Genomic DNA, 13,904 nt, shown 5'->3' with positions numbered 1-13,904 from the left:
TCAGGCCGCCGCGCCGGCACGCTCGCCGGATAGATTGTGGGCCGCATACAGAACCGCCCATGTCACCCCGCCCAGCACGATGGAAAGCGCGGCCGCGACGGGAATGTTCGCGTAGTTGGTGAACTCGTTGTAGATGGTGACCGGCAGGACGTCGATCTGCGTGCCGAGCGTGAACACCGTGCCGAACGCGCCCATGCTGGTGGCGAAGCACATTGCGCCCGCCGCCGACAGCGCCGGCCGCAGGGCGGGCAGCTCCACGTCCACGAAGCGGCGCCAACCGCCGGCTCCCAATGTGCAGGCCGCTTCCAGCATGGCCCGGTCCACCTGCGATGCCGCGGCCGCGACCATGCCGATGGTGCGCGGCAAGGAAAAATACAGGTAGCCCAGGAAGAGGCCGCCCATGCCATACGCGAACACCAGCGGTTCGCCCGTCAGCCAACGCGATACCGTGCTGGCGATTCCCTGGCGCCCGGCCAGAAGAATGATCAGGAAGCCGACGACCACACCGGGAAACGCCAGCGGAAAGGTCAGCATGCCCATCAACAGGCCGCGTCCCGGAAAGCGCGGATGCGCCGCCAGAAAGCGGCCCACGGGCAAGGCCGCGAGCAGCGTGGCGAACGTGGCGGCCAATGACAGCGCCGCGGTATTGAACAGGCTGCGCCAGTATTGCGCATGCGTCAGCACCGCCCAGTACGCGCTGGCGCCATCGCGCACGGTGAACCCGGCGGCGGCAAGACGTATCATCGGCAGCAGCCAGAAAGCGAGAAACAGCGCCGCGGCCGGCGCCGCGAACAACATCCAACCGCGGCGGGCCATGTCAGTTGGCTTCCCTGGAATAGCGCTCGGAGAATGCGCGCTGCACCGCGGCCATCTTCGCGTAATCCACGGTGCCCGCCCGCGCGTACTCGGATGCCGGCAGGAATTTCTTCTGCGCTTCGGGCGAGACCGCGCTGGCGCGCACCGGCCGCAGGAAGGCGTTCGCCCAAATCGCCTGGCCTTCATCGGACAGCGTGAAATCCAGCACCTTGCGGCCGTTGTCGGCATGCGGCGCGTTCGCCACCAGGCTCATCACGTAGGGGACCGCGATCGTGCCTTCCTTCGGGATCACGAACTGTACGTTGGCGCCATCCTTGTACTTCGCGCGATAGGCATTGAAGTCGTAATCGATCAGGATCGGAATCTCGCCGGAGAGCACACGCGCGTAGGCGGTCTGTTTCGGCACGATGGGGGCGTTGGCGCGCATCTTCTTGAACCATTCCATGGCCGGGCCGAAGTCGTCCAGCGTGCCGCCCAGCGCCTGGTTGAGCGCCACGGCGCCGACGTAGCCGACGAAAGCCGACGCCGGGTCCAGGTATCCCACCATGCCCCGATACTCGGGCTTGAGCAGATCGTTCCAGGATTGCGGCACGGGCTTGCCCTGCAGGGCGTCCACATTGACCATGAAGCCAAGCGTGCCGGAATGGATGGCGAACCACTTGCCGTCGGGGTCTTTCATGCCGGCGGGGATATCGTTCCAGTGCGCGGGCTTGTAGGGCTGCACCAGGTTGTCCTTCACGGCCTGGATGCCGAACGTCACGCCAAGATAGACAACGTCGGCCACCGGATTCGCGCGTTCCGCCGCCATCGAAGCCAGGGCCTGCCCCGAGTTCTTGTTGTCGCCGGGCACCTGGATGCCGGTTTTTTCCTTGATGGCCTTGAGCTGAGTGCCCCAGTCGGCCCATTCCGGCGGGCAGTTATAGCAGACGGCATTCTGCGCATGAGCGGCGGCGCCCATCAGGCCCATGGCCAGGACGGCGGCGCGCAGCGCCTTGTTGAGCAATTGCGGCATTTCAGCTTTCCTTATGCGGAAGAACGGGAAGGTGGGGCCGCGACAGTGCGGCCGGTGATCAATTGGTGCGGCAGGCGCAGCGACGCCGCGGCATCTCCGGCCAGGCGCGCCAGCAGCTGGGCGCAGGCGCGCGCGCCGATCTCGCGGCTGGGCTGCTCGACCGTGGTCAGCGGCGGCTGCATGAGCGACGCGAAGTGCATGCCATCGAAGCCGCACACGGACACGTCATCCGGCACACGCATGCCGAAACCGCGCAGTTGCGCAATCACGGATGCGGCCAGCAGGTCGTTCGAGCAAAACAGGGCGGTGGGCGGGGAACCCCGGGACACGGCGGCGCGCAGCAGTGCGCCGTCGGCGGCCGTATGCGACGGCATGGTCAGATGCTCCGGCTCGGGCAGCCCCAGCTCACGCGCGCAGGCCCTGGCGCCTTGCAGCCGCCGGCGCGCGCGGTCCGAGCCCGATAGCGGCCCGGTCACCAAGGCGACCCTGCTGTGTCCCTGGCTGGCCAGCCAACGCACCATGTCGCGTGCCGCCGCCGTGTTGTCCACCGATACGAAGGGATGGGAAGGCGACTCGTTATAGACCAGGACGTAGGGCAGGCCGCTCTCGCCCAGTTGCCGTAGCGTTGCGCTGCGCGCGGCGTTCGCGACGGTCAACATCAGCCCCTCCACCTGATGATCGATCAGGCTGCGTACGGCGTCCGCCTCGCGTGCGAGGTCGTAGCCCGTCGTGGTCACCATGATGCTGTAGCCGTTGGCATGCGCCCACGCCTCCGCCCCCTCGAAGCATTCCGCGAAAACGGGATTGCAGAGGGTCGGCAAGGCCATGCCGAGTGTCCGGGTGCTGCCCGACCGCAGGCTGCTGCCAACACGATTGGGCCGGAAACCATGCTCCCGGGCCACGGCCTCGATGCGGCGCAACGTATCGGGACGCAGCAGCGCCGGCCTGTTGAAGGCCCGCGATACGGTGGCAGGTGACACACCCGCGTCACGTGCGATGTCCAGAATGGAAGGCCGGTGCAAGGACTTGTTGGCCACGGCTGCGGTCTCGGTATCGGCTGAAATCGTTTTCACAGGCGGCCCACTTTAGGCGCCGGACATGACAGCCTTATTGCAGTACGCGCGGCCCCGGCGCGCCGTTCAGTCGGCGCAATCGGGGATGGGCGCAGGCGTTCGCGCCGCGGCCTTTGGGGGAATACACCGATTGGCCTGCGCGCACGGACTGGCACAATAGTTGCTGCGTGCCCCGCCGCCATGCGGGCCGGGGCCGCCACAACGCGTGAGACCGCGTCCAGCGCTGTTCACAGGCGCTGAATACGAGGCGGTCCGGCAGGGATCTTCGGAATGGTTATGGAGTTGAATCGTTTGTCGGCCGTCGATGCCGTCCGCATGCTGCAGCGCCGCGAGCTGACGGCGGTGCAATTGATGCGCGCCTGCTTCGCCCGCATCGAACAACGCGAAGACGCCGTGCACGCATGGGCCGCGCTGGACAAGGATGCCGCCCTCGCCCATGCCCAGGAGCTGGATGAAGGGCCGATCGCCGGACCGCTGCACGGGTTGCCTTTCGGTGTAAAGGACCTGTTCGATACGCGCGACTTTCCCACCACCTATGGTTCACCCATCTATCAGGATCACCGGCCGCAAACCGACGCCACGGCGGTCGCGCGCTGCCGGGCGGCCGGCGCCCTCGTGGCCGGCAAGACGGTGACCACGGAATTCGCCACGTTCAAGGCGCCGCTCACGCGCAACCCGCACAACCCGGCCTATACGCCGGGCGGCTCATCCAGCGGGTCGGCTGCCGCCGTGGCCGACAATATGGTGCCCTTCGCGCTCGGCACACAGACTGCCGCCTCGGTCATCCGCCCGGCGGCGTATTGCGGGGTGGTCGGCTTCAAGCCCACCTTCGGCGCCATTCCGCGCGATGGCATCAAGGCGCTGGCGCCATCGCTCGACACAGTCGGCTGCTTTACCCGCACGGTGGAGGACGCGGCACTGGTGGCATCGGTGCTGATGGATAAACCGGAATTGCGCCGGCTCGACTACGATGGCCCGCCCCGGGTGGGGATCTACCGCACCCATCAATGGCGCCACACCCTTCCGGAAACGCGCGATGCCGTGACCCAGGCCGCGGAAACCCTGGCCCGCTCGCGCGCTGTGGTTCAGGAAGTGGACCTGCCTCCTGAATGCTGCTCCCTGGTGCAATTGCAGTCCGACATCATGGCGTTCGAAACGAGCCGCTCGCTGGCCGTAGAGCGGGATCAATACGCCAGCCAGCTCAGCCCCGACCTGCTTGCCTTGCTGGAAGGCGGGGACCGGATCGCCCCCGACCGCCATCAGGCAAACCTGCGCCGGGCCGCGGACATGTATGCCCGCGTGGCCAACTGGTTCGAACGCTTCGACGTCCTGCTGACGCCCAGCGCGGCGGGCGAGGCGCCTTTTGCGGACCTGGGTACGGGCGACCCGCTGTTCGGGCGCGTGTGGACCATGTTCGGGCTGCCTTGCATCCATCTGCCCTTCGCCACGGGCCCGCACGGGTTGCCGGTCGGCGTGCAAATCGTGGCGCGCAAGGGCGAAGACCACCGCCTGCTCTGCATTGCCAAGTGGATGCATGCCCGCTTGCGGCCGTCCCCTCAGTAGCCGACCGTCAAGCCCTGCAGGTCTATCGTGATGCGTGGCGTACCCAGCGCCAGCGCGGCATGATGCGCGAACTCCTGGGCGCGCGCCGTGTCGGCGGCGAGCAAGTCGTAGCCCAGCGCGTCCGCCACGCCCAGGATCTTGTCGAGCAGCAGAACCTTGCCGCTCGGCCGCAAGGGCTCGCAGCCGAAGGCATCCCACTTCTCATCGAACCATTCGCGGGCCCGCGCGGCGCCTTCGGGACCGGGCTCCACCTGAGTCACGAGATGGATGGCGCGGCGGGCATCGTAGAGGATGGAAACGTCTGATCGCATGCGGGTTCCTTGTGGGCGATACGTGCCGAAGCCGCGGCGGGCAAGGCGGGTTCCGGTGCGGTCGACGTTGCGGATGGCGCGTCAGCCGCTGGCGCGTTGGCTTACCAGGACGACGCCGACTCCCAGGTGACGTTGACGCCCTTCGTTTGGGCCTTTTTCATCAAATCCAACAACGGGTAGGCGCGCTGCTGCAACCCCACGGGTCGCGCCATCGGATGCACCGGCGGCGCGTCGGGATCCGCGTCCTGGTCTTCGGGATGGTGCGGTGCCAGGGCCACCGCTTTTTCGATACCCGCAATGGCCTGGGGCAGCTGCTCGGGCGTGAAGACGCCGCGATCCGGAAATTTGTCGGGAAGGACCTTGCCGGCGGCGCGCAGCAAGGGGGCGGCATGATCGGAAAGCATCAGGACTTCGGCGCCGGCTTTCGAACGAAACGAGATAAGCATGGTGATACCCGGGTCTTCCACTAGAGACGGATTCATACACTACCCCAACGCCGCAATACTGCCAATCGCACGATAGCGCCAGGACGGCGAGCCGCGCATGGGCGTGTGCCGGGCGTCCGCGGAGCGGCAACACGTGCGGGCGGAAACTCGGTTGAAGCAAACATTGCGATGCGGCATGGCGGCGGCGATCGTCGCTTGGGTTGGTCCCGCTTGGGGAAGCCAATCCAGCGGCCGCGCCGGCGAAGGCGTGTGCACCGCATCGCGGCTGGGGCAGCCCTGTCCCGTTGGCGATACCGCCGCGATGGGCGCGCCCGGCCCGGCGCTCAGCCTGGGCGCCGGCAATCCGGTTCATCTGGTCACCGGAAACAAATACCAGCGCGAAGTCGACCTGCCCGCGATGGATGCGGGCGTGGGCCTGGAAATCGTGCGCCACTACAACGCACAGGATCCCCGTGCCGGCGTACTGGGCCGCGGTTGGACCCTTTCCTATGACACGCGGCTGCACGCGCAAGCGATGCAGGGCCGGATCCAGATCGCGCAGGCCGACGGCAGCCGCGTCGATTTCCGTTGCGGCGACGGAGACACCTGCGTGGCGATACCGCCGCACGCCGGTGCGCTACGCACGCTCGGGCACGGATGGCAGTGGCGGTGGCCCAACGGGCGCATGCTGACCTTCGACGCGGCCGGCCGCCTGGTGCGCATCGAGGACCCGGATGGGAAGTCGGTACGCATTGCTCGCGATGGCGGACACGGCGCCATGGCGGGCCGCATCCTGGAAGTCGCCGATACGCATGGCCGCAGCCTTCGGTTCACCTATGCATCGGGATCGGCCGGCATCCGGATCTCCCGTATCGATACGCCGGCAGGCAGCTATGCCTACCAGCACGATGCTCCCCATCACGCCTCGCAATCCGGGCGGCCCGCATTCCGCCTGCTCGCCGTCCAACACCCCGCAGGCTGGCTCAGGGAGTATGTCTACGAAACGGCCTTGCAAGGCGGCGACGCCTACCGCCTGACGGGCATCGCGTGGCGTCCTCGTCCCGGGGGGCCTTCGCTGCGCACCCATAGCTGGGCCTACGACGCGCGCGGCCGTGCAGTGCTGTCGGTGCACGGCCCGCCGGAATCGCCGCGCGACAGGGTGGAGATCGGCTACATCGCCGAACCCCGTGAGCGCGGCCACGCCGGACTCACGCGCGTGCGCGGCGCTGACGGCTCGACCACAGATTTCCATACCCGTCTTCACAACGGGCGCGCGGTCCTGATCGCCGTGGAAGGCGCCGGGTGCGCGGGATGTCCCGCAGCGGGCCTGCGCGCGGACTACGACGATGCCGGCCGGCTCACGCGGCTCGACGGCCTGCGCCTGGCGCGGGACGGCCACGGCCGTTTGAAGGCTTTGCAGGCCGCGGCATCGGGATGGCCGGGTCTGGCCCTGGCCTTCGATGCGCAGGGCCGCTCCAGCGGATGGACGTCCAACCACACCGGAACGGAAACGCGCCGCCGCGATGCCGCCGGACGCATCGCCGAGCGCCGTTATGCCAACGGGGACGTCTGGCGCTACACGTACGACCGGGAGGGCCGGCTGGTAGAGGTCATCGCGCAGTCCGCGGCCGCCGCACTGCGCACGGTCATCGCATGGCGCGGCGCGCGGCCCGTACGCGTGGACCATCCCCACGAAAGCGAAACGCGCCGCCACGACCGCAAGGGACAGCTCATATCGCGGATTGTGCGCCGACCGGCGATCAAGGGGCGCAACCCGGCGTATGCGTATCGCGAGTCCTTCCGGTGGGATGAACGGGGCCGGCTGGTGCGCCATGAACTGCCCGAAGGCGGCAGCCTGATTTATGCCTACGACGCGGCGGGACGCATCTCGCGCATTGCGTGGGAAAACGGCGTGCACAAGCGAACGCTTTTGCAATCCGCTGCGGACGGGGGCTATCTGTACGGCAACGGACTGCGTGCGCGTGGGGCGTTGTCCCGCGACGGCATCGCGGCGCTGGCAGTCGACGATCCCGCTTCGCCCGATGCGGACCCGGTGTTCGCGCAGCGGCTGCGCTACGACGGCGCGGGGCGCATTGCCAGCGAGCGTCTGCGGATCGGCGATTGGCGCGCACGTTTCGATCATCTCTATGACGCGCAAGGCCGCATGGCGGCGACCTCGCTCTCGACGCGACCGGGGCAGCGGGCTGGCGGGACGCAATGGCGGCACGCCTGGCATCCGGCGGGCGACGCCATGGCGGTCCAGGCCGGCGCGCGGACATGGCGGCCGCGGCCGGTGCGCGACGCCAGTGGGCTGCCAATCGCGCACGACGGGGCGCAAATGGCCCATGGAGCGGATCGCCGCCTGAGCACTGTGCGGCGGGCGGGCGCCATCGTGGCGGAGTATGTGCACAACGCCTATGGCGAACGGATTCGCCGCCATGGGAAAGAAGGCGCGGCCGCCGGCACGACGGATTACCTGTATGCGGCCAACCGCCTGGCCGCGGTGGCGCGGCCCGGATCGAAGGGCCGCATGGGCGTGACGCAGCGCTACGTGTATGCCGGATGGGTCCCGGTGGCGCTGATCGAATATGCGGCGTCTCATCCGCTCGCGCCCATGCCCGCACGCGCGCCCGTTCCTGCCTTCTACGCCGTGCACGCCGACGCCATCGGCGTCCCGCATGCCATCACCGATGCGCAGCGCCGCGTGCGCTGGCGCGCGCTTTGGTCGCCCGCGGGCGCGGAGGTCGCCATTGAAGGCGACCTTTCCATGCCGTTGCGCCAACCGGGACATGTGTACGACGCGGCGACCGGCTGGCACGACAACTACTTGCGGACCTACGACCCGCATGCGGGGCACTACCTGCAGCCCGATCCGGCGGGGCCGATGCCCGATACCCAGGTCTACGGCTATGCCGATCAGCAGCCGCGCCGCCACATCGATCCGCTGGGCCTGTTGCTGTTCGCCTTCGATGGGACCAACCACGACGAGGCCGCTCGCGGCAATGTCTGGGTGATGAGCCGCGGCTATGCCGGCGGCCCGGCGCACTACCATCGCGGCCCGGGCTTTGCATCGCCGCGCTCGCTGGACGCCGCCACCGCGGGATCCGCCCCGGACATCGTGCACGCGCAGTGGCGGACCCTGCTGCGCGAAATCGCGGCAGCCGGTCACGGCGGCCAGGTCGCCATCGACCTGCTGGGCTACTCGCGCGGCGCGGCCCTGGCGCTGCACTTCGGCAACCTGATCGCGGGACGGCATCGCGGCGGCCGCTTCTGGACGTGGGACCGCGCGCTGGGCGCCGTAACGGCGTGCGCCGACCTGCGTTTCATCGGACTGTTCGATGCGGTGGCGCAGTTCGGCATACTTGGCGCCGACAACGAGGCCTACGACCTTGGCGTGGCCGCGGAATGGCGCTGGGTCGCGCATGCCGTCGCCCTGCACGAGCGGCGCACGCTATTCCCGCTGAGCGCCATCCCGGACGGCGCGGCGAACACGATCACCGCCCCGTTCATCGGCGCGCACGGCGACATCGGCGGCGGCTATCTGCGCGAACCCGCGGACATTGAAAGCGGGCGCCCCGGCGGCGACCTGTCCGACGTCGCCCTTGCGTGGATGCTGAAGCAGGCGCACCGCGCCGGCGCGCCCTTTCATGGGCCACCCGCGCCTTACCGGCGTGTGGACAACCCGATCCTGCACGACCACCGGTTCCGCGTGAACCGTCTGGCCGGCACGGACCGCCCGGTACTCGACGGCGACGGCGACACGCTGCTCGAGGCGCAAGGCGAACATTCCGACTATGGCGAGCGCGCGCGGATCGAGGTCGAGGCCTTCATCCGGCGCGTGGACAACTGGACGTGGTCGTCAACCGAGGACGTTGCAACGGTGGATATGGACGGCTACCGGGGTTGGCTGCGCGACACGCTGGGGCTCCAAGCGGCGCCCTGAGTCCCGCGGCAGGCGGCCGCGACGGGGCGGCCGGACGGCAAATCACGTTATCATCCCAGCATCCGGGCCATTGCGTCCCGCCCCCTGTTTTCCCGTCTTTTTCCGAGTTCTCATGCTCCCCGAGCAACAACAACTGCTGGTTTCCCTTTTGCAAAGCGCGGTCGGCACGCTGCTGCCCGATGCCCGTCCGACGATTCAGCTCGAGCGCCCCAAAGTCGCCGCCCATGGCGACGTCGCGACCAACGTCGCCATGCAGGTCGCCAAGGCCGCCAAACGCAATCCCCGCGAGCTGGCGCAAGCCATCGTCGACGCCCTGACCGCCGATGCGCGTGCGCGGGATCTGGTGCAGGCAGCGGAAGTGGCGGGACCGGGTTTCATCAACATCCGCATCACGCCCGCCGCCCGGCAAGCCGTTCTTGCGGCGATCGCCGCACAGGGCTCCGCCTTCGGCCGCGCCGCCCGCAACGGCGAGAAGGTGCTGGTCGAGTTCGTGTCCGCCAATCCTACAGGCCCCCTGCACGTGGGCCACGCCCGCCAGGCGGCGCTGGGCGACGCCATCTGCCGCCTGTTCGACGCCAACGGCTACGACGTCACGCGCGAGTTCTATTACAACGACGCCGGCAACCAAATCCACAATCTTGCCGTGAGCGTGCAGGCGCGCGCCCGCGGCATCGGCCCCGATTCGCCGGACTATCCGGAAGACGGATACAAGGGCGAATACATCGTCGACATCGCCAAGGACTTCATGTCGCGCGCGGCCGTGCGCGCCGCCGACGGCGAGGAAACGGTCGCGACCGGCGACGTCGACAACCTGGAAGACATCCGCCGTTTCGCCGTGGCCTACCTGCGGCGCGAACAGGACCGCGACCTGCAGGCCTTCGACCTGTCTTTTGACAACTTCTTCCTGGAAAGCTCGCTCTACACCAGCGGGCGGGTGGAACAGACGGTCGCGAAGCTGGTGGCCAGCGGCCATACCTACGAGGAAGACGGCGCGCTGTGGCTGCGCACCACCGAACTGGGTACCGGGGACGACAAGGACCGGGTCATGCGCAAGCGCGAGGGCGGCTACACCTACTTCGTGCCGGACGTGGCGTACCACGTCAACAAATGGGAACGCGGCTTCCATCGCGCGGTGAACATCCAGGGCAGCGACCACCACGGCACGGTGGCGCGCGTGCGCGCCGGCCTGCAGGCGCTGGACCTGGGCATACCCAAGGACTATCCGGCGTACGTGCTGCACAAGATGGTCAAGGTGATGCGGGGCGGCGAGGAGGTGAAAATCTCCAAGCGCGCCGGGAGCTACGTCACCATGCGCGATCTGATCGACTGGGTGGGACGCGATGCGGTGCGTTACTTCCTTATTCAACGGCGCGCCGATACCGAATTCGTGTTCGACATCGATCTGGCCCTGTCCCAGAGCGACGAGAACCCGGTTTACTACATCCAGTACGCGCACGCGCGGATCTGCTCCATGGTGGGACAATCCGGCGAAGGCGAGCAGGACATTGCCGCGGCGGACATCGCTTTGCTGACGGCGCCATCGGAATTCGCGCTGATGCAGCGTCTGGCGGAGTTTCCCAACGTGATCCAACTGGCCGCGCAGGAACTCGCGCCGCACCACGTGGCCTTCTGGCTGCGCGATTGCGCCGCCGACTTCCACGCCTGGTACAACGCCGAGCGGGTACTGGTCGACGACGTCGCGCTCAAGCGCGCTCGCCTGCGGCTGGCCGCCGCGACGCGGCAGGTGATCGCCAACGGACTGTCGCTGCTGGGCGTTTCGGCCCCGCAACGCATGTAGGTCGCCATGGCTAAACGCAGACCCGCCAAACGATCGTCGGAGCGCGGCGGCACCCTGTACGGGATGCTCACAGGGCTCTTGATCGGCCTGATCGTCGCCGCCGCCGTGGCTTTCTACGTGACCCGGGCGCCGGTTCCCTTCGTCGACCGCGCTTCACGCCACGCCGACCAGAACCCGTTGCCCGACCTGAGCAACGCCCCCGACCCCAATGTGGGACTGTATGGACGCGACGGCGCCGCGGGCAACGCGCCGAGCGGCCCCACCGCCACGCCGCCGGCTCCAGTGCCCGGCGCCCAGCCCGCCGCGCCGGCCACGCCTTCGGGCCCGCAAGGGCCGGACGACCTTGGCGCGCTTATCGCCACCCTGCCGACCACGCCAGAGCCGCCGCCGGTGGCAACGCCACGGCCCGAGAGGACGGAAAAAAGCCCGGAGAAAGCCGCGGACAAACCGGCGTCCAAGACGGCGGCTACGGTCGCCAGCGCCAATACGGCGGCCGCCAGGGACGGCGCCAAGGACGCCAATGGCAAATATTTCCTGCAGGCGGGCGCCTACCGCGGCGTGGACGAGGCCGAAGCGCTCAAGGCGCGCATCCTCCTGCTCGGACTGCCCGTCGCGGTCCAACGGGCGGAAGTTAACGGCAAGCCCATCAACCGCGTACGCGTCGGCCCATTCGCGCGACTGGACGATATGAACCGCGCCCGCACCCGCCTGGGCGAAAACAAAATCGAGGTGGCGGTCGTGCGCCAATGACGCCGGCGTGCGGAACTCATCCCGTGCGCCACGGTCTGTCTGCTCAGGCCGCCGCGGCAAGAATGCGCGCATGGGGCAGCCCGATGCGGCCCCATGCAGACAAGGCGCGCGGTACCCAGCACACCACAAGTTAAACTCCCACCCGCCCATGGCCCCAACCCGACGTCCGCATGAAACGGCTGTTCCCAGGCCGGAGGCGCCGCGGATCCGGCTCCGCCGGTCCGCCAGCGTCGCCGCCATGATGGGCAGGCGCGACAGCGCTTCGGGGGCGGGCCATTCCCCGGCCCTTCCGTCACAGGAAACGATATGACCACGCTGCTTACCCGCCTGCTGGCGGTCTCCACCTTCGCTGCCACCCTGCTGTTCGCGCCCGCCAGCCAGGCACAGGCCCCGCAGGCCGGCACGCAGGCCTATCAAGCCGTCAACCCGCCGCTGCCCAATGACCATCCCGGCAAGATCGAGGTGGTGGAGTTCTTTGCCTACACCTGCCCGCACTGCGCGGCGATGGAACCGATGGTCGAAGACTGGGCCAAGAAGGCGCCTTCCGACGTCGTGCTGGTCCAGGTGCCGGTGGCCTTCAACGCCGCTATGAAACCGCTGCAACAGATGTACTACACGCTGCAGACATTGAACCGCGCCGACCTGCACACCAAGTTTTTCACCGCCATCCATCAGGAACGCAAGCAACTGTTCACCAAGGCCGCGATGGCCGACTGGGCCGCTTCCCAAGGGGTGGACCGCGCCAAGTTCGAATCCGCGTTCGATTCGTTCTCGGTACAGACGCAAACCGAGCGCGCCACGCAATTGACGAAGCAGGCCAATATCGACGGCACACCGTCCTTCCTGGTGGGCGGCAAGTATCTGACCTCGCCGGTGATGGCGGGCAACAGCTACCAGGGCGCGCTGGATGAAGTCAACAAACTGATCCCCATGGCGCGCGAAGGTAAGTAAGGGCGAGTAAGTAAGGGCGAGGCGCCCTGGCGGTGCGCCGCCTGGCCACGGGGGCGTCTACGCCGCGCCGCGGGCTCTGTCCAACGCCTGCGCCAGGTCTTCAATCAAGTCTTCCGGCGCCTCCAGGCCAATGTGCAGGCGCACCACCGCCGGACCGTCGCCACGCCAATAGCGGTGTCCCGCCAGCGACTGCGGCGACACGAGCTGCACCAGGCTTTCGAAGCCGCCCCACGAATAGCCGATGCTGAACAGCTTCAGCGCGTCCACGAAGACGCGCGCCTGGGCCATGGGCAGCCGCAACGCGGCGGCCATCATGCCGTTGGACCCGGTGCAATCGCGGCGCCATAGCGCGTGGCCGGGATCGCTCGGCAAGGCCGGATGGTAGAGCCGGGCCACTTCCTCGCGTTCGGCCAGAAACTCGCAAACGCGCAAGGCATTGCGCGCGTGCTGCGCCATCCGCAGCGGCAAGGTGCGCACGCCGCGCAGCGCAAGCCAGGCATCGTCGGCGCTGATCGAATAGCCCATTGCATACTGGGTCTTGTTGATCCGTTGCGCGATGCCCGCGTCGTTGGTCACCACCGCACCCAACATCAAGTCGGAATGGCCGCCCACGTATTTGGTGCCCGCCACCACGGATACCTGCGCGCCCAGCGCCAGCGGCTTGTAGATGTAGCCCGATCCCCACGTGTTGTCGCTCACCAGCACCAGCCCGTGCCGGCGCGCCTTTTCGGCCAGCGCAGGAATATCCAGCATCTCGAACAGCAGCGAACCGGGCGATTCGACGTAGAGCACGCGGGTATTCGGCCGCACCAGCGTATCGATGTCGTCGTGATTGGGCGCGAAAAAGGTCAGTTCGATGCCCATCCGGCTGAGCACGGCATGGTCCAGCGCATGGACGGGCCCGTACACATTGTCCGCCACCAGGGCATGATCGCCGGCCGACAGCAGCGACATGAATGCAAGCGTGATGGCGGACAGGCCGGACGGCGCCAGGTAGCAATGCGTGCCCTGCTCCAGGTGCTTGAACACGTCCTCCAGGGCCACATGGGTATCCAGCCCCATGCGCCCGTAAGCCACCACGCGCTCGCCGGCCGCCTTGCGCCGTTCGGCGGTTTCAAGCGCATCCAGGTTCTGGAAACGCACCGTGCTCGTGCGTACGGGCGGCAAGCCCACCGGCGCCGCGCCGCTGGCGGGATCGAAATCCGCGATGCCGGTGTGCTGGAGGAGCGTGTCGATGTGCTTGGAATCGGATGCCATGAGCG

The 13,904-nt window shown here is 68.0% G+C and carries 11 protein-coding genes; 5 read left to right on the top strand and 6 right to left on the bottom strand.

The features are described from left to right. The 3 genes from CAL13_RS00275 to CAL13_RS00265 are packed head-to-tail and all read right to left on the bottom strand — an operon-like array spanning position 1 to position 2,865. Positions 1-816: an ABC transporter permease gene (locus CAL13_RS00275; protein WP_086071169.1), complete on the bottom strand. Its 816-nt coding sequence runs from the start codon at positions 814-816 to the stop codon at positions 1-3. Between the two features lies 1 nt (position 817). Next, positions 818-1,783: an ABC transporter substrate-binding protein gene (locus tag CAL13_RS00270; RefSeq protein WP_420042428.1), complete on the bottom strand. Its 966-nt coding sequence runs from the start codon at positions 1,781-1,783 to the stop codon at positions 818-820. A 56-nt stretch (positions 1,784-1,839) separates the two neighbouring features. Further along, the gene (locus CAL13_RS00265; RefSeq protein WP_086055721.1) at positions 1,840-2,865 is read right to left on the bottom strand and encodes a LacI family DNA-binding transcriptional regulator; all 1,026 of its coding nucleotides are present in this window, start codon (positions 2,863-2,865) and stop codon (positions 1,840-1,842) included. 312 nt (positions 2,866-3,177) lie between these two features. Here CAL13_RS00265 and CAL13_RS00260 point away from each other — a divergent pair, with 312 nt between their 5' ends. Continuing rightward, entirely contained in the window at positions 3,178-4,464 is a 1,287-nt protein-coding gene (locus tag CAL13_RS00260) for an amidase (RefSeq protein WP_086071167.1), read from the top strand. Here CAL13_RS00260 and CAL13_RS00255 read toward each other — a convergent pair. Both CAL13_RS00255 and CAL13_RS00250 read right to left on the bottom strand, forming a co-directional pair. Next, positions 4,458-4,775: a hypothetical protein gene (locus CAL13_RS00255; RefSeq protein ID WP_086055719.1), complete on the bottom strand. Its 318-nt coding sequence runs from the start codon at positions 4,773-4,775 to the stop codon at positions 4,458-4,460. The two genes, CAL13_RS00260 and CAL13_RS00255, sit on opposite strands and share 7 nt — an antisense overlap. A 101-nt stretch (positions 4,776-4,876) precedes the next feature. Next, entirely contained in the window at positions 4,877-5,221 is a 345-nt protein-coding gene (locus tag CAL13_RS00250) for a DUF1840 domain-containing protein (RefSeq protein ID WP_086059130.1), read from the bottom strand. Between the two features lie 247 nt (positions 5,222-5,468). On the opposite strand from CAL13_RS00250, the gene CAL13_RS00245 reads away from it, so the two are divergent. The 4 genes from CAL13_RS00245 (at position 5,469) to CAL13_RS00230 (ending at position 12,642) form a co-directional block, all read left to right on the top strand. Continuing rightward, on the top strand, positions 5,469-9,143 hold the full coding sequence (locus tag CAL13_RS00245) for a DUF6531 domain-containing protein (protein ID WP_198297878.1): 3,675 nt from the start codon (positions 5,469-5,471) through the stop codon (positions 9,141-9,143). A gap of 112 nt (positions 9,144-9,255) precedes the next feature. Next, positions 9,256-10,941: an arginine--tRNA ligase gene (gene argS, locus CAL13_RS00240; RefSeq protein WP_086055717.1), complete on the top strand. Its 1,686-nt coding sequence runs from the start codon at positions 9,256-9,258 to the stop codon at positions 10,939-10,941. A 6-nt stretch (positions 10,942-10,947) separates the two neighbouring features. Continuing rightward, the gene (locus CAL13_RS00235; protein ID WP_086071165.1) at positions 10,948-11,691 is read left to right on the top strand and encodes an SPOR domain-containing protein; all 744 of its coding nucleotides are present in this window, start codon (positions 10,948-10,950) and stop codon (positions 11,689-11,691) included. Positions 11,692-11,997: 306 nt separating this feature from the next. Further along, positions 11,998-12,642, top strand: a complete 645-nt coding sequence (locus CAL13_RS00230; protein ID WP_086071164.1) for a thiol:disulfide interchange protein DsbA/DsbL — start codon at positions 11,998-12,000, stop codon at positions 12,640-12,642. 57 nt (positions 12,643-12,699) lie between these two features. On the opposite strand, the gene metC is transcribed toward CAL13_RS00230, so the two are convergent. Then, positions 12,700-13,899 carry a cystathionine beta-lyase gene (gene metC / locus CAL13_RS00225; RefSeq protein WP_086055714.1) on the bottom strand — a complete coding sequence of 400 codons (1,200 nt, stop codon included), beginning with the start codon at positions 13,897-13,899 and terminating at the stop codon, positions 12,700-12,702. Positions 13,900-13,904 lie beyond the last annotated feature (5 nt).

Source organism: Bordetella genomosp. 9 (genome assembly GCF_002119725.1).
Lineage (GTDB): Bacteria > Pseudomonadota > Gammaproteobacteria > Burkholderiales > Burkholderiaceae_B > Bordetella_C.
The sequence above is the reverse complement of the archived record's forward strand: the minus strand, read 5'-3'. Positions and strand labels throughout refer to the sequence as shown.

Excerpts from the sequence above, each read along its gene's own strand:
- argS (WP_086055717.1), top strand. The coding sequence starts at position 9,256 with ATGCTCCCCGAGCAACAACAACTGCTGGTTTCCCTTTTGCAAAGCGCG.
- CAL13_RS00235 (WP_086071165.1), top strand. The coding sequence starts at position 10,948 with ATGGCTAAACGCAGACCCGCCAAACGATCGTCGGAGCGCGGCGGCACC.
- CAL13_RS00270 (WP_420042428.1), bottom strand. The coding sequence starts at position 1,783 with ATGGGCCTGATGGGCGCCGCCGCTCATGCGCAGAATGCCGTCTGCTAT.
- CAL13_RS00275 (WP_086071169.1), bottom strand. The coding sequence starts at position 816 with ATGGCCCGCCGCGGTTGGATGTTGTTCGCGGCGCCGGCCGCGGCGCTG.
- CAL13_RS00260 (WP_086071167.1), top strand. The coding sequence starts at position 3,178 with ATGGAGTTGAATCGTTTGTCGGCCGTCGATGCCGTCCGCATGCTGCAG.
- CAL13_RS00250 (WP_086059130.1), bottom strand. The coding sequence starts at position 5,221 with ATGCTTATCTCGTTTCGTTCGAAAGCCGGCGCCGAAGTCCTGATGCTT.
- CAL13_RS00255 (WP_086055719.1), bottom strand. The coding sequence starts at position 4,775 with ATGCGATCAGACGTTTCCATCCTCTACGATGCCCGCCGCGCCATCCAT.
- CAL13_RS00230 (WP_086071164.1), top strand. The coding sequence starts at position 11,998 with ATGACCACGCTGCTTACCCGCCTGCTGGCGGTCTCCACCTTCGCTGCC.
- metC (WP_086055714.1), bottom strand. The coding sequence starts at position 13,899 with ATGGCATCCGATTCCAAGCACATCGACACGCTCCTCCAGCACACCGGC.